Annotated in this window: 21 protein-coding genes and 2 pseudogenes; 18 read left to right on the top strand and 5 right to left on the bottom strand. The window is 51.0% G+C overall.

The window, feature by feature from the left end; translation table 11 throughout:
• Positions 1–24: 24 nt before the first annotated feature.
• From FPL14_RS05860 to FPL14_RS05825, 8 genes and pseudogenes are all read left to right on the top strand, one after another.
• Complete coding sequence (locus FPL14_RS05860) at positions 25–747, top strand: sugar phosphate nucleotidyltransferase (protein ID WP_182302130.1); 723 nt, start codon at positions 25–27, stop codon at positions 745–747.
• Positions 744–1828, top strand: a pseudogene (locus tag FPL14_RS05855) (CgeB family protein). Before FPL14_RS05860 ends, FPL14_RS05855 begins: the two are co-directional and overlap by 4 nt.
• A gap of 207 nt (positions 1829–2035) precedes the next feature.
• A complete protein-coding gene (locus FPL14_RS05850; RefSeq protein ID WP_182302129.1) occupies positions 2036–2956 on the top strand; it encodes a GT-D fold domain-containing protein in 921 nt (306 codons plus the stop codon).
• A gap of 33 nt (positions 2957–2989) precedes the next feature.
• On the top strand, positions 2990–3274 hold the full coding sequence (locus tag FPL14_RS05845; protein WP_182302128.1) for a hypothetical protein: 285 nt from the start codon (positions 2990–2992) through the stop codon (positions 3272–3274).
• Positions 3275–3280: 6 nt separating this feature from the next.
• Positions 3281–4498 (top strand): glycosyltransferase family protein, encoded by a 1218-nt coding sequence (locus FPL14_RS05840; protein ID WP_182302127.1) that lies wholly within the window; start codon positions 3281–3283, stop codon positions 4496–4498.
• Positions 4499–4519: 21 nt separating this feature from the next.
• Positions 4520–5545 carry a glycosyltransferase family protein gene (locus tag FPL14_RS05835; RefSeq protein WP_182302126.1) on the top strand — a complete coding sequence of 342 codons (1026 nt, stop codon included), beginning with the start codon at positions 4520–4522 and terminating at the stop codon, positions 5543–5545.
• A 35-nt stretch (positions 5546–5580) separates the two neighbouring features.
• A complete protein-coding gene (locus FPL14_RS05830; protein WP_182302125.1) occupies positions 5581–6714 on the top strand; it encodes a DegT/DnrJ/EryC1/StrS family aminotransferase in 1134 nt (377 codons plus the stop codon).
• On the top strand, positions 6711–7889 hold the full coding sequence (locus tag FPL14_RS05825; protein WP_182302124.1) for an ATP-grasp domain-containing protein: 1179 nt from the start codon (positions 6711–6713) through the stop codon (positions 7887–7889). Before FPL14_RS05830 ends, FPL14_RS05825 begins: the two co-directional genes overlap by 4 nt.
• Positions 7890–8005: 116 nt before the next feature.
• On the opposite strand, the gene FPL14_RS05820 is transcribed toward FPL14_RS05825, so the two are convergent.
• Positions 8006–8980 (bottom strand): ketoacyl-ACP synthase III, encoded by a 975-nt coding sequence (locus FPL14_RS05820; protein ID WP_182302123.1) that lies wholly within the window; start codon positions 8978–8980, stop codon positions 8006–8008.
• A 195-nt stretch (positions 8981–9175) separates the two neighbouring features.
• Here FPL14_RS05820 and FPL14_RS05815 point away from each other — a divergent pair, with 195 nt between their 5' ends.
• From FPL14_RS05815 to FPL14_RS05775, 9 genes and pseudogenes are all read left to right on the top strand, one after another.
• Positions 9176–9796: a YhcN/YlaJ family sporulation lipoprotein gene (locus FPL14_RS05815; RefSeq protein WP_182302122.1), complete on the top strand. Its 621-nt coding sequence runs from the start codon at positions 9176–9178 to the stop codon at positions 9794–9796.
• A 209-nt stretch (positions 9797–10005) separates the two neighbouring features.
• A complete protein-coding gene (locus FPL14_RS05810) occupies positions 10006–10230 on the top strand; it encodes a helix-turn-helix domain-containing protein (protein ID WP_182302121.1) in 225 nt (74 codons plus the stop codon).
• A 215-nt stretch (positions 10231–10445) separates the two neighbouring features.
• Positions 10446–10829, top strand: a complete 384-nt coding sequence (locus FPL14_RS05805) for a cupredoxin domain-containing protein (RefSeq protein ID WP_182302120.1) — start codon at positions 10446–10448, stop codon at positions 10827–10829.
• A 441-nt stretch (positions 10830–11270) separates the two neighbouring features.
• Positions 11271–11432: a cytochrome c oxidase subunit 2A gene (locus FPL14_RS05800; RefSeq protein ID WP_182302119.1), complete on the top strand. Its 162-nt coding sequence runs from the start codon at positions 11271–11273 to the stop codon at positions 11430–11432.
• Positions 11433–11451: 19 nt separating this feature from the next.
• A pseudogene (locus FPL14_RS05795) lies at positions 11452–11924 on the top strand (cytochrome c oxidase subunit II).
• Between the two features lie 13 nt (positions 11925–11937).
• Positions 11938–13590, top strand: a complete 1653-nt coding sequence (locus tag FPL14_RS05790; protein WP_182302118.1) for a b(o/a)3-type cytochrome-c oxidase subunit 1 — start codon at positions 11938–11940, stop codon at positions 13588–13590.
• A gap of 157 nt (positions 13591–13747) precedes the next feature.
• Positions 13748–14470 (top strand): SDR family NAD(P)-dependent oxidoreductase, encoded by a 723-nt coding sequence (locus FPL14_RS05785; RefSeq protein ID WP_182302117.1) that lies wholly within the window; start codon positions 13748–13750, stop codon positions 14468–14470.
• 121 nt (positions 14471–14591) lie between these two features.
• Complete coding sequence (locus FPL14_RS05780) at positions 14592–16394, top strand: ABC transporter ATP-binding protein (protein ID WP_229263797.1); 1803 nt, start codon at positions 14592–14594, stop codon at positions 16392–16394.
• Positions 16395–16471: 77 nt separating this feature from the next.
• On the top strand, positions 16472–17191 hold the full coding sequence (locus tag FPL14_RS05775; protein WP_182302116.1) for a hypothetical protein: 720 nt from the start codon (positions 16472–16474) through the stop codon (positions 17189–17191).
• Between the two features lie 77 nt (positions 17192–17268).
• On the opposite strand, the gene FPL14_RS05770 is transcribed toward FPL14_RS05775, so the two are convergent.
• Complete coding sequence (locus FPL14_RS05770; protein WP_229263943.1) at positions 17269–18600, bottom strand: sensor histidine kinase; 1332 nt, start codon at positions 18598–18600, stop codon at positions 17269–17271.
• Positions 18601–18776: 176 nt separating this feature from the next.
• Here FPL14_RS05770 and FPL14_RS05765 point away from each other — a divergent pair, with 176 nt between their 5' ends.
• Positions 18777–20120, top strand: a complete 1344-nt coding sequence (locus FPL14_RS05765; protein WP_182302114.1) for a DRTGG domain-containing protein — start codon at positions 18777–18779, stop codon at positions 20118–20120.
• Between the two features lie 9 nt (positions 20121–20129).
• On the opposite strand, the gene FPL14_RS05760 is transcribed toward FPL14_RS05765, so the two are convergent.
• The 3 genes from FPL14_RS05760 to FPL14_RS05750 form a co-directional block, all read right to left on the bottom strand.
• Entirely contained in the window at positions 20130–20426 is a 297-nt protein-coding gene (locus tag FPL14_RS05760) for a YtpI family protein (protein ID WP_182302113.1), read from the bottom strand.
• Between the two features lie 138 nt (positions 20427–20564).
• Positions 20565–21065: a sporulation membrane protein YtrI gene (locus FPL14_RS05755; RefSeq protein WP_182302112.1), complete on the bottom strand. Its 501-nt coding sequence runs from the start codon at positions 21063–21065 to the stop codon at positions 20565–20567.
• A gap of 9 nt (positions 21066–21074) precedes the next feature.
• The gene (locus FPL14_RS05750) at positions 21075–21401 is read right to left on the bottom strand and encodes a YtrH family sporulation protein (RefSeq protein ID WP_182302111.1); all 327 of its coding nucleotides are present in this window, start codon (positions 21399–21401) and stop codon (positions 21075–21077) included.
• Between the last annotated feature and the right edge of the window lies 1 nt (position 21402).

The following is a 21402-nucleotide window of genomic DNA, read 5'->3' as shown; positions in this document are numbered from 1 at the left end:
ATTCGCTAAGAAAGGATGGGTTGCATGAAAGGCGTCATACTGGCCGGAGGCACAGGCAGCCGTCTTCATCCGTTAACGAAGATGATTAATAAACACTTGTTGCCCGTCGGGACAGTCCCCATGATCTGCCATGGGGTCGAGAAGCTGCGGGCCGCGGGCATCGAAGAGATCGTTATCGTTATCGGCAAGCATTCGGCCGGATTATATACCGAATTACTGGGAAGCGGTAAGGATTGGGGAGTCCGCATGACTTATAAAATCCAGGAAGAAGCGGGCGGGATCGCGCAGGCGCTTGCGCTGGCCGAACCTCTAATGAGACCTGACGATAAGTTCGTCGTGCTGCTTGGGGACAATTTGTTCGAGGATCCTTTGACTCCTTGCGTTCAAGCATTTCATGAGCAAGCGGAAGGGGCGCGGGTACTCCTGAAGAATGTTCATGATCCTCGAAGATACGGGGTTCCTATCATGAAGGATAATAAAATCTCCTTGATCGAAGAGAAACCCGAACAACCGAAATCGGATTATTGCGTAACGGGGATATACATGTACGACTCCGGCGTATTCGATGTTATTCGGCAAATCAAGCCTTCCGGACGCGGCGAATTGGAAATCACGGATGTGAATAACGTATATGCGGCGCGGGGACAGCTCGCATACGACATTCTATCCGGTTGGTGGACGGATGCGGGAACTTTCCAGTCTCTCTATCAAGCAAGCGGGCATCTGCTTAACGGACAAAACCAATGATAAGAACACAGGGTCACATAGACGGATTTCAGTTGGGACGCAGTCATGGTTACCGGGTGGGGTTCTGCGACGCTTATTCACGGGAGGCGTCGCCGGAAGCCGTTCCGCATTGGGATATTCATATTATTTATGTGACCGCGGGAATAGGCGTTCCGTATCCGGCGCTCGATCAAGCGGTCATCGACGCTTTAGGCGATTTGACTCGGGCGACCACGGTCGCCTATCCCTCGGACGATATCGTAGCTCTCGCTAAGAAGATCCGACCCGATCTTATTCTCGTTCTTAACGGAGTAGTCCTGCCGGCCGATCAAGTCGCGCAACTGAGACAGAGCGGATTCAAGACGGCGATCTGGTTTACCGACGATCCCTATTATACGGACTGGACGGTTTCGATCGCCCCCCGATACGAGTACGTATTTACGCTTGAGCTTAACATTTTATCCTTTTACCGTCAGATAGGCTGCCAGAACGTCCATTATCTTCCGTTCGCGGTTAACCCGAAAACCTTCTTTCCCAAGCATGTCCCTAGCTCTTATCAAACCGATATTTGCTTTATCGGCACGGCTTTCTGGAACCGGGTAGAGTTGATCGACCGTCTGACTCCCGTTCTGAAAAACAAAAAAGCGATGATCGCCGGATGGTGGTGGGATCGGCTGCAAAACTACTCTCAGCTATCGGATAAAATCAAACTGGGAGATTGGATGACTCCCGAGGATACGGCCAGCTATTACAATGGGGCCAAAATCGTCATTAACCTTCATCGCTCTTACGATGACGATACGATTAACGTGAATAGAACGAAGAAAATAGAAGCTTTATCCGTTAATCCCCGAACATTCGAAATCTCGGGCTGCGCTACGCTCCAGCTGTCCGATATACGCGAGGATATGGAAAACTTATATTCCCCGGGCACGGATCTCTCCACGTACGTCTCCCACGATGAACTGATCGATAAGATCGACTACTATTGCGCCATGACGAAGAGAGACAGCAAGTCGCTCTTAACGGATATATGCGGACGAAAAAAGATCATACCTACCTCAAAAGGCTGAGCACCATGCTGGGCATTATTTTTCCATAGCTTGCAGGCTAAAATGGATGGTTGTTCCGTTTCTGAAAAAAACGCGGTGAATATACTACTTGTGTGTTAGATGGGGTGATAACCATTCGTCAGCGTTTAGGGGCACTGAAAAACCGAACAAAAACAAAACGAATTCCTAGGCGAAAAAACAAAAGCAGAAGACTGTCGCTCATCAAGGGGCATAGTCAGGCGGGTTGCGCGCAGAAATTGTTGGAGCAGGCGGCCGCTTCGTATAATCAAGGCTTCGACGCCGGTTATGACGAAGCGCTGAGCAAGTCGGGGCAATCGGTTTCCGGCAAGGCTCCGACAATAAGCCCCGACAAAGCATACCGAAATGGAGTTTACGACGCCGGCGAAGGAATCGTAGACTCGATTCTGCCGGATACGGATATTCTTCCCGACATATCCGTAAGGCAGATTATCGAAGCCGGGATCGAGCATCTGCGTCCGCGGCTTCATCGTGTACTGAGCGCAACGGAAGTTAACGACTGTATCATCAGCGCCATGAACTCGAAATCGCCATTATCCATCGTTCGCTTGGGAGATGGAGAGTTGCTGACGTTAGCGCAGGAAGCGGTCATGAACGAGGAAGAGGTGCGGATAGAAGGACATTTTTTAAGTTACGCCGGAGTCCATTTGCCTGATTTAGACGCCAGAGACCAATTGGTTCGGGCGATTACCAAGGCGGATATCGTTGGTATACCCAAACTCAGATTGCCCAACTTTCAGCCCCTTGCCTTCGCCGCGTTCAAGGCTCACGGAATTCATTACGGGAACCTTAGAATGACTTTGTCGACCATCAACTACACGCTTTACCTGGAAGGATTTTTCCGAGGAATGCTTACCGATCGCCGCGTACTTGTCGTAGGCAATTCATCTCCCGGACTTGCGCAAGTGCTGTCGGACAGCGGCATACGCGTGATCGGATCGGTATCCCCCGTAAAGGGAATTCCCGATATTCCGAGAGTGATGCGGGAGATAGCGGATTACGACTTCGATATCGCTCTTGTCGGAGCGGGCGTGCCGGCCGTCATTATCGTACAACGGATTGCTTCGGAGCTTGGCAAAGTCGCGATCGACTTCGGACATCTCGCCGATTCGTTCGTGAAAGGGGAAGCGGCCTTGTAAGGCTGCAATCATATCTAGCAGGAGGTGCGAGCGGTGATCAGACGCAAAAAAAGCGGAGGTTCATCATCGAAATGGAGAAGCAGGGGAGTAAGAGGGAAAAAGCCTCTAAGAAAAAAAGGGACCAAAAGACCGCTGTTAAGAAGAGGAAAGAAAAGGACGGGAACGAGGATTAGAAGAACCGGCCGGGTTCCACAGCATCCCGTTTCCTATAATCAGGCTTATGACGAGGGGTTCGACTCGGCTTACAACGAAGGATTCGACATTGGCTATCACGAGGGCATGGCCGCAGGCCATCAAGAAGCATCCAAGGGAGCATGATAGGCGATGGCACTGAGAAAAAAGCAGAGGCTAAGAAAGCAAAAGCATAGAAGCGGCAGAACGATAAGATCGGTTCGCCATCATTCGGACGCGTTCCAACGGGGGAAAATCGACGGTTTCCATCGGGGCAAAGAGGACGGTTTCGCCCAAGGACAGTCCATGGCCAGAACGATGATGGAAAATACCGCGGTCGAAAGCGTCGATCCTCCGCACCCTGCGATGGACGTTCTGGTCATCACCGCGGGCATGATTCCATCGCTTGAGATCGGCATCGTTCAACCCTTGGATGCTCTGAAAAATCGCGAGAATTTGCAATTCGAAGTGAAGCAGGAGCACGAAGTCAGCAAAGAAATGATCGCGGCGGCCAAGACGGTCGTCTTCCTGCGCAACGTAGAACCCGCAGCCTATACGCTGCTGGAATGGGCGAAGGGGATGCGGAAACGGACCGTATACGTGATCGACGACAACTTCTTGGAAATTCAACCTACCACGCCTGTCGGACTGTATTATTCCAATCCCGTATTAAGAGATACGTTCATTAAGTTTCTGACAAGCGCGGACATCGTGAAAGTCGATGCCCCGGATCTCGGCGCTTATATCGAACGGAAGTTCAATCGCAAAGTCGTGTATTTCCCCGCCAGCGTGGATTTCGACTGGCTCGACCAACAGCCGAGGCGCGACAAGGAAATCGGCCCGATCGTCATCGGTTATGAGGGAGGCGCCAAAGACGAGGACTTCGCTCCCGTGGTCCCGGCGTTAAAGAAAATTCTCGACTACTACGGCGGATTCGTCAGGATGGAGTTTTACGGCTATATCCCTGCCGCTCTGGCCGATCATCCTAGCGTTAAATACGATGAAGGCGGCTTGGATTACAAGAGCTTCATGCAAAAACTAAATCAATGCAATTGGGATATCGGGCTTGCTCCCCTTGGCGACAATATCTTCAACAAAGGCAAGACGAATAACAAGTTTCGGGAGTACGGGGCTTGCCGGATTCCCGGAATCTACTCCAACTCTCCCGTGTATGCCCAATGGATTACCCATGGCGACAACGGGTTTCTCGTTCCGCATACGGAGAAAGGCTGGTTCGAAGGAATAAGGGAAATGATCGAGAACCCGTCCATGCGAATTAATATTCGAGAGAATGCGGAAACGTCGGCCAGAGTGCACTTCTCGCTGAATACGTGCATCGATAACTGGAAGAATACGATTCTTGAAACGTAAGGCTGGAGGGTGAGCGCGGAAATGGGTAGAAGAGGAGATATCAACGTACTCATCATCGGCTCCGAAAGAATAGCATCCTATAAGATCGGATTAGAGCAGCCTCTTCGGCATCTGGAAAAGCATGGCGTATGCAGCTTTAGCATTCGATCGGACGATGAAGTTCAATTGTCGAGGCTTGCCGCGGCCGATATCGTTATCTTTTTCCGTACGGTCAGCAACGAGGCTTATAAACTTTTGGAGCTGGCCCGCGAGATGGGGAAAAAAACGGTTTACGTTATCGATGACCATTTTATGGCGATGTCTCCCGCGAGCGAAATGGGAAATTACTATCACGACCCGAACAAAAGAGCGAACTACGTCAAATTTCTGAAAAACACGCATATCGTCAAAGTCGCTTCGAAATTTTTCGCCAGGCATCTGGAGACGCATTTCAATCCCAACAAAATCGTATGCTTCGCGGGCAGCGTCGATTTTTCTATCTTTTCCGGGTTGGAGAAGAGCAACAAGCATGAGGACAAAATCGTTATCGGATACGAAGGCGGGAAAAAACTTGCGGCCTTCGATCCTGTTATAGATGCGCTTCGGGGAATTCTTAGAACCTATGGCGAGAAAATCAGAATCGAGTTTTTCGGCTATATTCCCGATGGACTGGTGGGCAAACCTCAAGTGTTCTATAACCATCATGATTCGGATTATCGCAATTTCCTGAAATCCCTATACCGCCTCAAATGGGATATCGGCTTGGCGCCGCTAGAGAACACTTTGCTGCACGATTGCAAAACGAACAATAAGTTTCGGGAATACGCAGCATGCCGCATACCGGGCATCTACTCCAAATCGAAGGCTTACGAGGATTGGGTCGAGGACGGAGAGAACGGAATGCTAGCGTCCGGGACGCGGGACGATTGGTATGAAGCGATGGCCGAATTGATCGAGAAGCCGGATCTGCGGGAGAAAATAAAGGATCGCGCGGAAACGGCGGCTAAAGAACATTTTTCCGTGGAAACCTGCGCCGAGAACTGGCGCAATCAAATATTCGATGTTTGATCAGATGGAATGGGATTTAGGAAGGGGACATTCTTTTGGGGCATAAACTGATTCCTGTTTTGCAACCGAGCATCGGTCAAGAGGAAATCGATGCGGTGACGGAAGTGTTGCGTTCCGGATGGCTTGGTCTCGGACCTAAGACGGAGCAGTTCGAAAAAAGCTTTGCCGACTTTGCCGGCAGCCGATTCGCGGTTGCGCTTAATTCCGGTACGGCCGCCTTGCATCTGGCAATGGAAATACTGGGGATCGGACCGGGCGACGAGGTTATCGTACCTTCCATTACCTTTATCTCTACCGTTCACGCCGTAAGTTACGTAGGCGCTACCCCGGTTTTTGCCGATATCGAGAAGGATTCGATGAATCTTTCGGCCGCGGACGTCGAACGGAAAATTACGGATAAAACAAAGGCAATCATCGTCGTTCATTTGGGCGGTCATCCTTGCGATATGGATGCTATCCGCGAGCTTGCGCAATCGAGAGGAATCAAGGTGGTAGAAGACGCCGCGCATGCTTGCGGCGCGGAATACAAAGGCAAACGGATCGGGTCGATCAGCGATATGACCTGCTTCAGCTTTCACGCGGTCAAAAACTTGACCAGCGGCGAAGGCGGTGCCATTACGTGCAATGCGGAGTGGATGAATCGAAGGCTGCGCGAGAAAAGATGGGTCGGCATTTCCCGCGATACGTGGATGCGCTCGTCTCACGAGAAGGTATACGCTTGGCAATATTTCGTCGATCAAGTCGGGTACAAATACCATATGAACGATTTGCAGGCGGCGATCGGCATCGTTCAGTTGAAAAAGTTGGATCAGCTTAACGGAAGGCGCCGGGAGATTGCCGAACGATACTCGGCGGAATTGAATGACTTGGAATGGCTTGAGCTTCCGCGGGAACAAGCTTTCTCTCAAAGCTCATGGCATCTCTACCAAGTTAAATTCAGGGAAGAAGGCTTGAGGGATCGGATGATCTCTCACTTGCAAGAACACAACATCGCCTCCGGCGTGCATTATTATCCATGTCATCTTCATCCGAGCTATATCCATCTGAAGGCGGTCGTTCCGGTCTCGGCGGAAATTTGGAAAAGGATTCTCACGTTGCCTATTCACCCGAATATAACGGATGAAGACCTCGAACGGATCATTAACCGTATTAGAGAGTTTCAGCCATGAGAAAGCTTATGGTGCTAGGCGCGGGAATTTCTCAGTTGCCGTTGATCAAGACAGCGAAAGAGATGGGTTTAACCCTTATCGTTCTGAGCCGTTACGGGAAATACCCGGGTTTCGCGCTTGCCGACAAAGTCTACTACGAGGATACGACGAACGTAGATAAGGTAGTGGAAATCGCCAAGCTGGAACGGATTGAAGGAATTTGTACTACGGGAACCGACGTGGCCGTGAAGTCGATCGGCAAAGTAGCGGACACGCTTCGGCTTAGCGGAATCAGTTATGATTCCGCCAAGCTTTCCTCGAATAAATGGGAAATGAAACAGGCATTTATGGAACACGGCGTAAGAACGGCGAAGTTTATAAAAGCGAAAACGATAGAAGAGGCGTATCAAGCTTTCGAAGCATTGACGGCGCCTCTTATCTTCAAATCGGTAGACAACGGGGCGAGCAAAGGGATCGCGAAAGTCGCGAGCGCGGCGCAAGTGGAGTACGCCTACGAGTACGTGATGAAGGCGACGAAGCTCGATTTTTTTGTCATCGAGGAGTTCGTGGAAGGAACGGAGTTCGGCGCGCAGGGGTTTGTAAACGATAATCGCCTTCAATTTATTATGCCTCACGGCGATCTTATGTTTTACGGGGATACCGGGGTGCCTATCGGCCATTACGTGCCGTATGAGTTGCCGGATAACGTCGTAGAGGACATACGGGTGCAGTTGGAAAATAGCATTCGCGCGTTACGCTTAAACAATTGCGCGATCAATGCCGATTTTATTCTGAAAGACGGGAAGGTATACGTTCTTGAAATCGGCGGAAGAGCCGGCGCGACATGTTTGCCCGAGCTTGTGTCGACCTTCTACGGATTCGATTATTATGAGCAGATCATTCGCTCCGCGCTTCGTATGAATCCCGCGTTTCCTACGCATTCCGCGCAGCCATGCGCCTGCGAGCTCCTTATCGCAGACGAGGACGGCGAAATCGTTCGACTTGAGAACGGCAACGGAGCTCACGATGATATTATTCAGGTTTCGTTCGATTACGATATAGGCGATACGATTCGTAAATTCAGGGTGGGGACGGACCGGATCGGGCAGATTATCGTGAAAGGCGACAGTTTGGAACAATCGCTGAATCGGCTAGCGGAAGTTAAAGCGAACATAGGAATCGCTTTAAGGAATTAGAATCAATCATAGGGATGTACATCCGGTTTCCCACTGGAGAAATCCGCGGCAAGTCAGACGGTAATGGCGCGCAACCTTACAATCAAGAACCCGATCATAAAGATCGGGTTTTATAGTTAATCTATCGTCCAGCGGACGAGCAGTCCCGATTGGGTGAGCCCGGAGCCGAAGCCGTACAACGCCAGCAATTGACCGGAACGAAGCTTGCCTTCCACGTATGCGGCATCCAGAGCCAAAGGGATCGACGCCGCGGATGTATTCCCGTTGCGCACGACGCTTTGCAAGGCTTTCTCGGGAGCCAGCTCCAACCGTTCGCATATCGCCTCGATCATTCTAAGATTAGCGCTATGCGGAATAAACCAATCCAAATCCTCAAGCGTTAATCCGGCCTTGAGCAGGAGATCGCGAACCCCGTCAGGTACGGTGGACAACGCCCATTTGTATACCTCTCTTCCGTTTTGGACGATCTTGTCGTCGGCATTGCAGTAAACCTGCATGCCTCCCGATCCGTCCGTATCCGCGTTAGAAGACAAGAAAGCCCCTTGTTCCTTCGCTTCGACAAGCACCGCGCCTGCTCCGTCGCCGAATAGGATGCACGTCGATCGGTCGGTGTAATCGGTAATTCCCGTCAACGTTTCCGCCCCGATAACGAGTACTTTCCGGTACGCACCCGACAGGATTAATCCGTTAGCGATCTGAAGAGCCGATATGAATCCGGCGCATGCCGCGCTAACGTCGAAAGCAAGGCATCTAGCGGCTCCGAGCGCCTCCTGCACTTGCGAGGCCACGGACGGAAACGGCATATCCGGAGTCGTCGTAGCGACGATTATAGCATCGATGCCGTTAACGCCAACGGCGGGAAATTTACGCAACAGATCGTTTACGGCGGCGATGGCCAGATGGCTTGTCTTCTGGTCGGGAGCTGCTTGATGGCGTAATTCGATGCCGGTCCTTCTGACGATCCAATCGTGATCGGTATCCACCAGTTTCTCCAAATCCGAATTCGTGATCGGTTTCTCGGGTACGTAACTGCCGATGGCCGTAATATGCGCTTTGGAATGAAAAGCGGCTGATGCGGACTGTTGAGCCATATGGGATCCCCCCGTTTCAGGTGATATAGTACATAGTATTAGTACCAGGTATTAATATCTTCATGTTAATGCCGGCGAACCAAAAAGTCAACAGCGGTATGCCTATATTATTGGCATAAATCAACGTTTCAAAGCGAATCCTATGCCTTGTCGGATAACGCTGAGCATTTACCATAAAGGGGGGCATTTTCTATCGTGCGTAAAGGAATATTGATGACTGCCGTCTTATTATCTTCCGCAATTGCCTTGTCGGGATGCATGCAGAAGACGGGGGATCTTGGGAATAAAAATATCCGTCCGAACGCCGTTCGAAATAACAACGTTTACGGCAACGGCTTGACCGGAAACGGAATGACCCGCATGCGGTTTGCCAACGATCAAGACAATGAGCAAAACCGGATGTACGGAATAAGAAGAGAAAATAACAACGTAATCGGTATGCACGGGAATTCCCGAATCGAGACGAGCGATAAAATCGCGAACAAAATCGCCGCGATGCCGGGCATCGATTCCGCTTACGTCATGATGACAGATCATAACGCCTACGTTGCCGTTACAGAGGACAACAGAGCAAATAAGGGAAATACTTCGGCGTCGGTGACGGACGCGGTGAAGGATAAAATCGCCGATCAAGTCAAGACGCTGTCGCCATCGGTGGAGAACGTATACGTATCCGCAAACCCCGACTTCACGGGCCGGATGAAAGGCTACGCCAACGACGTGAGGGCGGGGCATCCGATTCAGGGCTTCCTAGCCGAGTTTAACGCCCTTGTCGAACGTGTTTTCCCGGCTCCTTCGGGTACAAGAAACCGATAAATTTCGTAGTTCTCCATAGTTCTCCATGCTATAAGCTTTAACCATAAAAAGCCGAGTTCAAAAGAGGGATCTTTGAGCTTAGGCTTTTCTTTTTGCGCCCATTTTGTCAGACCTCCGCACCACAAGAAAAACCCTTTCATATGATAAAGTTGACTGTATCCCTATACCTTGTAATCACAACATTCCCGGGCAAGGAGGGGTGACAAACGTTGAAGGGCAGCGACCATAAAAGCAAATTCCTACTCACCAATCGGGAACGCGAAGTCTTTGAGCTGTTAGTGCAAGATAAGACGACCCGCGACATTGCGCAGCACTTGTTTATCAGCGAGAAAACGGTCCGCAACCACATCTCGAACGTGATGCAAAAGCTGAATGTCAAAGGTCGTTCTCAAGCGGTTGTCGAGCTTATTAAGCTCGGGGAGCTAAAGATTTAAAGCAGCAGGACGCATCTTTTTTGTCGCTGAAACATCGGCGTAAGCCTTCTTTTTCGTTCCTAAACGGGTTCGGAAGAGAGGGTTTTTTGATAATTCTCCAAGCTTGTCAAGATGTGTCAATATTGTTACGGTGTGAGGCATATCACAGTTGGTAACCCCTCCCGGCTTTATGATGAGTCTGAACAAGACGATATCGATGGAGGGAGTTAGGTCAGATGAAAAAATGGATGGCGTTAAGCGGACTGCTGTTGGCAGCGATGTTGATTGCTTCCGGATGTGGAGGCAAGAACAACAAGGAGGAAGCAAGCTCATCTCCAGCAGCGGCTGGAGGCGGCGCGGCGAAAGCGATCACGATCGATGCCACGAACTTTAAGTTCGACCAAGAAGAGATCAAAGTGAAAAAGGGCGAGGAAGTCAGCATTACGCTCAAAAACAGCCAAGGTAACCATGCCATCAAAATCGAAGGCTACGATAAGGAAATCAAAGGGAACGCTACCGTTACTTTCGTAGCCGACAAAGCCGGAGAATTCAAATATATTTGTTCCATTTTCTGCGGCAAAGGCCATAACGATATGGTCGGCAAGCTGATCGTGGAATAAACTTGAAGCAAGAAGATAACCTCTCAATCCCCATCGTCGGCTCGCCCGGCGATGGGGGTTTTTACGCTGCGACAAATAAGATGATGGCATAACGTTAAGCATTCCGGAACGCAGCTTGAGACGCGAGGTAGCTTTATGGAATAACGCTATTGTGCAGCAAACGCCGGTAATGCGTTGAGTCTAGTCTTATAGCGTTACGCCATCACTTTATTTGCGCCCAACCCCCCTCGTTATTGTCCAATAGCATTATGGCATAACGCTATTGGAGCCAGCCGCTGGAGCATCCGCTCCGCTACTTTTCCCCGTACCGCCGTCAGATCGCCCGACAGCCATGTAACAAATCGTCCACAATCGATGTCGAAATCCCGTGACAATTATCACAGTGCAAGTTGTCGAAAATTTCTACAATGAAAACAAACTTGAGATCAGGAGGAATCCGGAATGCGTGATGAACGAACGGCAGCTAAGCCGAATGAAACTAGCTCTGCACCCGATTCGAAAGATCAGCCGCTCAAAGGAACTTTCGTATCGGTATTGCTGCTGGGAGCCTTTTTGGCGCTTGTCTGGATTGGGATTTTCTTATTATTCATCGCACGAGATTAGATAAGGGGGAAGACACAATATGCACATGCATCGACTGGAGAAAATCTGGCTCGGCATCGGGGTGTCCATGCTGGCCGTATTCTTGCTCGTGCTAGGAATCATGACGTTCTCGCAAGGGATCGCGCCGCCCAATGAACACGTTCATCATATCGACCCTACGAAAGTAAGCCAGACGGCTCCGTTCGACAAGCCCGAATTAAAGAAGATCGGGGATAACGAATACGAAGCGGTAATGGTCGCGTACGCGTTCGGCTACGATCCGATGGAACCGATGGAAGTGCCGGCCGCGCCACGGTCCACTTCAAAGTCACCTCGTCGGATGTCGTTCACGGCTTCGAAATTCCGGGCACGAACGTCAACGTCATGGTTACTCCGGGCGAAATCAGCCAGGTAACCCATACGTTCGCCAAGCCAGGCGAATATTTGATCCTATGCAACGAGTATTGCGGGATTGCCCATGAAATGATGAAAACCACCCTCGTGGTGAAATAGGAGGCCGCATCCCATGACTACGACTCAAACTAAGCCGTTCGACCGCCAAGACGGCCGACTGGTGCTTGCCCATATCCTGTTCGCGTTCGGAGCGCTGTTGCTCGGAGGCATTGCAGGCATGCTGCAAGGGATGGTTAAAGGCGGTACGATCACTTTACCCGCCAATATCGGATATTACGAGCTGCTCACCGCGCATGGCGTGCTGATGGCGCTTATCTTCACGACTTACTTCATCGTCGGATTCCTGTACTCCGGCATCTCCCAGACGTTGGGAGGAAAGCTCCTTCCGCGGACGAAGAAATTGGGCTGGCTCGGATTTTTCCTCATGTCCGTCGGCACGATCATCGGGGTCATCGTCATTCTTCTCGGCAAAGCGAGCGTACTCTACACGTTCTACGCCCCGATGAAGGCATCCCCATACTTCTACGTTGCCCTAGCGCTTGTCGTCATCGGCAGTTGGCTAAGCGGTTACGGGATCATGTACCAATATGCTCGGTGGAAAAAAAGCAACAAAGGCAAGCTGTCTCCGCTATTCGGCTACATGTCCGTAATGACGATGCTGTTGTGGCAGATCGCCACGATCGGGGTAGCTCTTGAGGTAGTCGTACAGCTCATCCCGTGGTCTTTCGGTTGGGTGGACACGGTTAACGTGGTGTTAAGCCGGACGTTATTCTGGTTTTTCGGTCACCCGCTCGTCTACTTCTGGCTGCTGCCGGCGTATATGTGCTGGTACGTCATTATTCCGAAAATCATCGGGGGCAAAATATTCAGCGACGCGCTAGCCCGTATGTCTTTCGCATTGTTCTTGTTGTTCTCGATTCCGGTCGGTTTCCACCATCAATTGATGGAGCCGGGCATTAGCCACTTCTGGAAATACTTGCAGGTAGTCTTGACGTTCATGGTTGTCATTCCGTCGCTAATGACGGCTTTCTCCCTGTTCGCTACCTTCGAGCTTAACGGCAGGTCCAAAGGCGCTAAAGGGCTGTTCGGATGGGTCAAAGTATTGCCGTGGAAAGACGTCAGATTTTTCGCGCCGTTCATGGGGATGCTGATCTTCATCCCGGCTGGCGCCGGCGGTTTGGTTAACGCCAGTAACCAGATGAACGCCGTCGTTCATAATACGCTGTGGGTAACGGGACACTTCCATCTCACGGTCGCGACAAGCGTCGCGCTTACGTTCTTCGGCATCGTATACTGGCTGATTCCGGTCGTAACGGGTCGCGTGCTTACGCCGCGAATGAACAAGCTGGGCATTATACAGACTTTGATCTGGTGCATCGGCATGTTCTTCATGTCGGGCTCCATGCACACGGTCGGTTTGCTAGGCTCGCCTAGACGTACGGCTTACAATACTTACGACGATCATCCGGACGCCGTGCTATGGATGCCGTATCATGTGGCGATGGCGATCGGAGGCATCATCCTGTTCATCGGAGTGCTGCTGATTATTTACAATATTTATTCCTTAATGCGAGCTCCTAAGGGAGAGACGGAATACCCGATCGGCGAGGTGTCCGAGGGCTCCGAACCGACGCCGCGGTTTCTGGAAAATTGGAAGCTGTGGATTACGCTTACCGTCGTGCTGATCTTAATCGCGTACACGATTCCGGTCATCGACTTGATCGGCAATACGACGCCGGGATCTCCGGGGTACGTGACTTGGTAATAAGAGCTTTTGGAGCGTATAAGGCTGGCCATTCCCGGTTAGGGAATGCCCGGCCTTTTTTTCGTTCAACTTGGTTTGTTCGCGCCACGTTGGAATGGAGATCAAGCGAATCATCTCTTATACTTGATATAGCTATCGACGTTAAGGAGGAATAAAAATGGATAAAGTCGCCTGCGTAACGGGGACGGATCACGGGTTGGGGCTGGCGTTGACCTCCGGTTTGTTGAACAGAGGGTATAAGGTGTTCGCAGGACGATTCGAAACGGCGGATAGCGAGGGGCTATCGGAATTAGGCAAGCGGCATGCCGCTTATCTCTATACCGTACATATGGATGTTTCTCAAGATCGCAGCGTAAACGAGGCTGCGAAATGGATCGGCGAAAGGACCGACCGAATCGATTTGCTTATCAATAATGCGGCGAGGCTTGGCGATATCGAGAGAACGATTTTCGACGAGTTGCCGTACCAAGAGATGCTCGACGTATATAACGTGAATGCCATAGGATCGTTAAGGGTGACGCAGGCTTTGCTGGATCGCGTGCTTCAATCGGATGGAAAGACGATTCTGAACATTTCCTCGGAAGCGGGCAGCATCGGCAATTGTTATCGGACGAACTGGTTCGCCTACAGCATGTCGAAAGCCGCGCTTAACATGCAAACGGCGTTGCTTCATAACCAACTGAATCCGCTTGGAGTTCAACTGTTGTCCGTTCATCCGGGATGGGTTCAGACGCATATGCAAGGCAAGCTGGACGCGGCGGCGACCTACACGCCGGCGCAGTCCGCGGCGCACATCCTGGAGCTTGCCGATCGTCCCGAACATTACGTTTCCGATCAACCCTCTTACGTGGATCTGCTCGGGAATCGTCTGCCTTGGTGAGGACAAACGAAGGAAAAAACACAATAAAACACAATAAAAAAACAATTCGAAGGGGTTTACATCGTTGCGGAAATGAATGAAAATGAAAGTCATAAACGCGCGTTCAGAGGAGAGACACATTTTGCAATCCGCCACGATGAACCGAAACGAATCCCACTCTTACGGCTTTGAGCATCTATTGAACGATGATTCATTGACCGAGCGTAAGCCGGTTAGGCTGTTGTTCGTGCTGTACAGGCAGCATTGGACCAAGCTATTGCTTTCCATCTTGTTTTTCTTGATCAAACATTCGCCGATCTATATCCTTCCGATCGTAACGGCGAATCTAATCAACATGGCGTCGAACCCCGACAAATACGGGATGGAGACGTTGTGGTGGAACATCATCATTTTGTCCGTCGTCATCATTCAGAACATTCCGACACAAGTGCTCCATATCGGCTATATGAGCAAGGCGATCCGCTTCGTGGAAGCGGGATTGCGAAGCACGCTCGTTCGCAAGCTGCAACGGTTGTCGATGTCCGCGCACGGGGAACTTGCCGCGGGCAAGCTGCAAGCCAAAGTGCTTCGCGACGTCGAAGCGATCGAATTTCTATCCAAGCAATTCATGTTGTCCGTTTTTCCCGCTATTCTTAGCGTGATCGTCGCCATTGTCATTACCGCTTCGCGGAATTTGACGGTTATGGGCTTTTTCGTCCTCACGATTCCAACGGCGTTGTTCGTCATTTCCTTCTTCCGCAAGAAGATCAGGCGCTCGAACATGGAATTTCGCAAGCAGATCGAGACGATGTCCGGGCAAGTGTCCGAAATGGTCGGAATGATGCCGGTCACGAGAGCACACGGCCTCGAGCAAACGGAGATCAAGAAGATCGACAATACGCTGACCCATTTGCGCACGAAAGGTTACAAGCTGGATATCGTGGAAGCTTATTTCGGTTCTTCCGCATGGGTAACCTTTCAGCTCTTCCAAGTGCTTTGCCTCGGGTTCACGGTTTGGCTCGCGCTCAAGGGGAAAATTCCCGTCGGCGACGTCGTGCTATACCAATCGTTCTTCGGCATGATCTTGAACTCGATCACGCAATTGCTCAACGTCTATCCGAACATCGCCAAAGGCTTCGAGTCGATCTATTCGGTAACCGAAATCCTTCTGTCGAAAGATACGGAAGCCTACCAAGGCAAAAGAAAGGTCGAATCGGTTAAAGGCCAATTCCATTTCGATAACATCGAGTTCGGATATCCGAATTCCGACCGGCATATTTTGTCGGATTTCAACTTGGAGGTTAAGGCAGGCGAGAGTATTGCCCTAGTCGGAGCTTCGGGAGCCGGGAAATCGACGGTGCTCAATCTGGTCATCGGGTTTAATCGGCCGATTCAAGGGCAAGTGAAAATCGACGGCATTCCGATGGACGAGTTGGACATGATTGCCTATCGCAAGCATATTGCGGTCGTGCACCAGAATACGGTGCTCTTCTCCGGCACGATCCGGGAGAACATCACGTACGGCCTGCCGACGGTCAGCGACGAACTGCTGGAAGACGTTATCCGCATGACTCATCTGGAGGACGTCATCGCGCAATTGCCCGAGGGACTCGATACGCCGGTCGGAGAGCATGGCGGGCGGCTATCCGGCGGGCAACGGCAGCGGATTGCGATCGCAAGGGCGCTAGTCCGCAATCCTAAAGTCATTCTGCTGGACGAAGCGACGTCCGCGCTCGATAACGAATCCGAATATCACGTACAGCAAGCGATGAAACAGCTGATCGCGGGGCGCACGACGTTCATCGTCGCTCACCGCCTATCGACGATCCGGGATGCCGACCGCATCGTCGTCATGAAGCAAGGCCAGTGCGTGGAGATCGGTACCTATGAAGAGCTGATGGAGCGGAAGGGCGAGTTCTATCAATTGAAAATGTTACAAAATTAAAGGATATTAACACTTCTCGTCGAACAAGTGGATTTAGGTAAAATATTCCTAAGTTGTTCCGAGGAGGAAAATTCGACATGCCCGACCAGGATTCGAATCAGCCGGAATTACGCAAAGAGGAAATACGGGAGCAAGGCGAGCTTCAGACCGCGGCAGCGGCCGCGGAGGGCGCGCCTACGCCATTGCCGAACGCAGGGAGCGTGACGCAAAGCGCCCCGGCGAACGGAATCGATGTGCAGAAGCTGCTGGAGCTAGTGAAAAACCCTTCGGCGGCCTTAAAGCTTCAGCCGCTTACGGAATGGATTTACGGAGCCATCGGCGCCGGGGTAGGGGTTATCGGATTTTTCTTCTGGATTTGGGCCATACAAGAGGAGATTAAGAACGATTTGTTCGGCGGCCTCGGGAATCTCGTTTTCCTGAGCTTGCTCGGGTTCACGACGCCTGGCAAATATTTGGTCATCGGTATATTTTCCATCGCGCTGCTCGTCGGCTCGCTGACGCTGGTCGGCAATTGGCTTGGAGGAGCCAAACGCAGCTGGATGGAAGCCGTAACGTTCCACGGAAGCACGCAGCTATTATTCGGGGCTGGCTGGATCGTATCCGGCGTCGTCGCCTTCGTATCGTTGCAACTGTCCATGCTGATCGGAGTTATTCTGCTGCTCATTAACTTGCTGTTAGTCGTTACTCAGGCGGAAGAGCTTCACCAGGTAAGCAGGGAACGCAGATTTCTATATATCGTCTATTCCGTAGCGGCTTATATGTTTTTGCTATTCTTGGTATATACGATCATTACGTAAATTAACCGCGAATAAAGGCTGTACCGGTCCCGCTGAAGGACCGGATACAGCCTTTATTCGTTCAGATGAGGGAAGCTTTAGCGCTGCGGCAACGTCACGAGAATGGATGTGCCCTTCTCCTCCCAAGATTCGATATCGAGCAGCCCTTTGTAGAATTGCACTCTTTCGTGCACGATCGCAAGCCCAAGTCCGGAATGCCCGGACTTCTTGGTCGTATAGCCGGGAAGAATAATCATCGACTTATCCTGTTCGGACAGAAGCCTTCCTTGGTTCCGGACTTCTATCTCCAGCATCCCGTCCGAGAGGCGAATGGAAAGATGCACGAGCCGTTGTTCCATCGGAAGCATATCGCTTTCATCGAAGGCGTTGTCGACGAGATTGCCCATGATTTTCACCAAGTCGATGGATTTGATCGAAGATTCGATGTCCAAGCTATTCGGGATTTCATAAGTAAAATCGATATTTCGGGTGATGGCCATTTCTTTTTTAGCCTGAATGAAGGCGGCCAGCGCGGGAGTAGGATGCGAAATGATTTCGCTGTCGATTTGCGCTTCCTTGACGATGTCTTCCATATAGCTTCGAAGCCGATCGATTTTGTTCATTCTCAACATGGAAGACATGACCTGTACGTGATTAAGGAAGTCGTGGCGTTGCCCGCGAATCGATGTAAACATTTTGCCGAGTTCCTCTACGTATATATCCTGCGTCTTGCGCACGGCTTCCTCGCGGATGTTTACCAACAGCCGGATCGTGAAGAAGAAGGCTCCGAAGGTCAATACGACTAATGCATAGATCAAGATATTATAGGTCATTTCCGTATAGCGCTGTTTTTGTTCCAATCCGATATAAAATAATATTCCGAGAAGGAAAGCTTGGAAAAGCGTCAGCAGCAAAATCTCTCTTCCCCGGGTCTGTTTGATGCTCGCCAAATATTGGTATAATCGATGGAAGAAGATGAAGTTTCTCTTTTCCAAGTAACGGGATATACAAAAGAAAATAAAGCCGACGGCCGCATATCCGGACAGTCTCTGGAGCAGATAGTAGTCGATCATTAAATCCCGGGCGGAAGGGCCGTAAACCAATTGAAGGAGCGGCGTGCATAACAATTCCACCAATAGTAGGAGCGCAAGGTTGGATAAAAAGACAATAAGCATTTTTCTATTGCCGAAACTCCGAAAAACGAAAAACATGACGATAAAGTTTAAGCAGGTCGAAGTAAGCATGTGAACCGGCATGGTGACGCTCCAAATATCCAAATCGACGATCAGCGAGTTCACGACGGCATAGAGGATGAGCTTCCGGTAGTGCAGCATCGGTTTTAATCCCCAGAGCTCGAAGGTAAGCCAGATATGGATCAATGCTTGCGGGATGGACAGTAGAATAACGAGCTTGAAGTAATCTAACAGCATGTCCACAAGCATCCTCCTTATAAATGTCGAATTAAGTCGAATTAATAGATATAATGTCGTATGAACATAAATCTACTTTACAGTTTTTTGGTATGCTGTGGAATAGGTGCCCCTATAAATGCAACAAAAATATTACCTAAAGATTACCTAAAGACCCTAAGAAAGCAGGTAGCCATATGCCCGGCAACGATAACAATCCGAATGAACTCTCGAAGCACGAGCAGCTTCTCCAATATATCCGCGAGCTTCCGATCGGTACGAAAGTACCGGTTCGTCAAATGGCGAAAGACCGCGGCGTTTCCGAAGGAACCGCGTACCGGGCCCTAAAGGAAGCCGAGCAATTAGGGTTAGTCAGCACGAAGGAACGAATCGGAACGGTACGGGTGGATAGAAAAAGACGAAGCCATCCGGAGCAATTAACTTTCGCGGAAGTGTTGGAAATCGTTCAAGGGAGCTTGTTGGGCGGAGAAGAAGGCTTGGAGAAGACGCTGCATAAATTCGTCATCGGAGCGATGGAACTCGGCGAAATGATGACGTATATCGACGCGGGGAGCTTACTAATCGTAGGTAACCGGGAAAATGCCCACAGAATCGCGCTCGAGCAAGGGGCCGGCGTGCTAGTTACGGGGGGATTCGGGACGAGCGAGGAAGTGCGGGCGCTGGCGAACGAACGAGAGCTGCCTATTCTCACCTGCCGTCACGATACGTTCACGGTTGCATCCATGATTAACCGGGCTATGTACGATAGACTCATTAAACGCAAAATCATGATCATCGCCGATCTGCTTGAACCAACGTCACGCAACGGCGTATTGAAGCAATCGTCGGAAGTCGCCGACTTCCTGAAGCTTAGCGCCGAATCGGGAAGCAGGCGTTTCCCGGTTACCGACGAATGGAACCGCGTTGTCGGGATGATTACGTCCAAGGACGTAATCGATTCTCCCCCGGATCAGACGCTGGACAAGCTGATGACTCGGAGGCCGATGACCGTAACGATGAATACGCCAGTCGCATCCGCAGCCCATCGCATGGTATCGGAAGGCATCGAGCTGCTTCCCGTCGTCGATCGGCAACGCAAGCTTGTCGGGGCGATCAGCAGGGGAGAAGTGCTGCGGGCGATGCAATTCGCCAACCGCCCGGCCCATCTGGGAGAAACCTTCGATGCGCTCATGTGGGGAGGGTTCGCGGAGCAGCGGGATTCGGAGAGCCGCTTATTCTTTACCGGCTTGGCCACCCCGCAGATGTCGGGCCCGTTAGGAACGATCTCGGAAGGGGTTCTGACTTCGCTCATGCAGCAGGCGGCTAGCCGGGCGGTCGAAGATTTGCGGAAGAGGGAGCACGTTCTGGATAATATGACGACCTACTTCTTGCGCACGGTTCCGGTCGACGCGAGTATCTCCATCGTCCCCCATATTATCGAAGCGAGCAGACGGTACGTGAAGGTGGAAGTGCAAGCGGTGCATGACGGGGACGTCATTGCGAAAGCGATGCTGACCGCGCAGACGATCGATCCGGCTTAGAACGAAGGGCTATTGCTGCAGTCTCGCGTAGTGCGAATGGTTGCGCAAGCCGGCGAACAAGTTGAACAAGCCGAGCAATATAAACAACGCCCCGACGACGACCTTAACCGATGAACCGGTGAAGACGATCATGAGCAAAGCGGCGATAAAGATGAGCATCAGCCCCATGGAAATATTCATTCGCGAAGCATACAACCCGCGCAACCGGCCTTCTCTCGTCCGGCGGGAACGGAAGCTATAGAGGGCGGACAGGAAACAAGTCACGATAATAAGGGCGCCGAACACCCATTCCAACGCGTCGATCATGTTAGTTAAACAGCTCCTTTAGCTCAATCCTTAACGCCAACTATTGTACCACAAAAGAAGAGGAACGCGCTCCTAAGAGGGAGCTGCGTTCCTTCCGCCGGGGACTTCTCAAGGTTCCGGTATCCTTACCGCTTAACATTATTTATTCAGGTGTTTCTTGGCTTCTACCCACACTTGCAGCACGCCATCGACGAGAAGCATCGTTCGGATCGTTACCTCGTAGTCCTGATCCTCGACATGGTCGTATACTTTTTTGTTAAGCAGCTTCCTCGCGACCTCGGCATCGGTGTTAATCGTGTAGATGTTCCGTCCCAGGAAAATAATATTCAAATCCTCTTTAAGTCTTCTTTTCAGTTCCTTTTCCGTCATGATGTCGAGGTTTTCCGAATTCCCTTGATCGTTGCGGAAGATCGTTACGATGTTGCGGATAACGTTCTCTTTGCGCACCTGCTGCGCGAGCTCGAGATCCGTCTTGATCGTCTCCAACTGATCTTTCAACTCGTAGTTTTTCTGAATCACTTCGTTCACCACGTTGATCTTTAACGCGTTATAGACTGCGCTGCCTACGATCATCCCGCATACGAAAAAGGCCGTCACCTGCATGAACCGCTGAAATCGTTCGAACGTAGGCACCCGCATAATGGCACCTCACCCTCCGTTGCTGTGAAGCCATTGAATGAGCTCGACTCCCAGATGGGCGCCTAAGAAAGCAAATAAAATATAGCCGATCTGCTGCATCGCCGGCGACAAATATCCGACGAGCACGTGCGATTCGATGACGCGGATCGGGTCGATCGTTCCGCCGACCGCGGCGACGAGCGCCCATATTTTCAAATTGCTCGCGACCTGAAGCATCTTCTCCTTGGGCGGGGTCATCAAAAATACGGAACCCATTCCCGCGAGCAGCGCTCCGCCCAATACGACGCCGAAAGCAATGAAGAAGCTGAACGCCGCTTTCGTAAAAAATTCGTCCATA

Source organism: Cohnella cholangitidis (genome assembly GCF_014107495.1).
In the GTDB taxonomy this organism is placed as follows: Bacteria; Bacillota; Bacilli; order Paenibacillales; family Paenibacillaceae; genus Cohnella; species Cohnella cholangitidis.
This window is presented reverse-complemented; position numbering and strand designations above follow the sequence as displayed.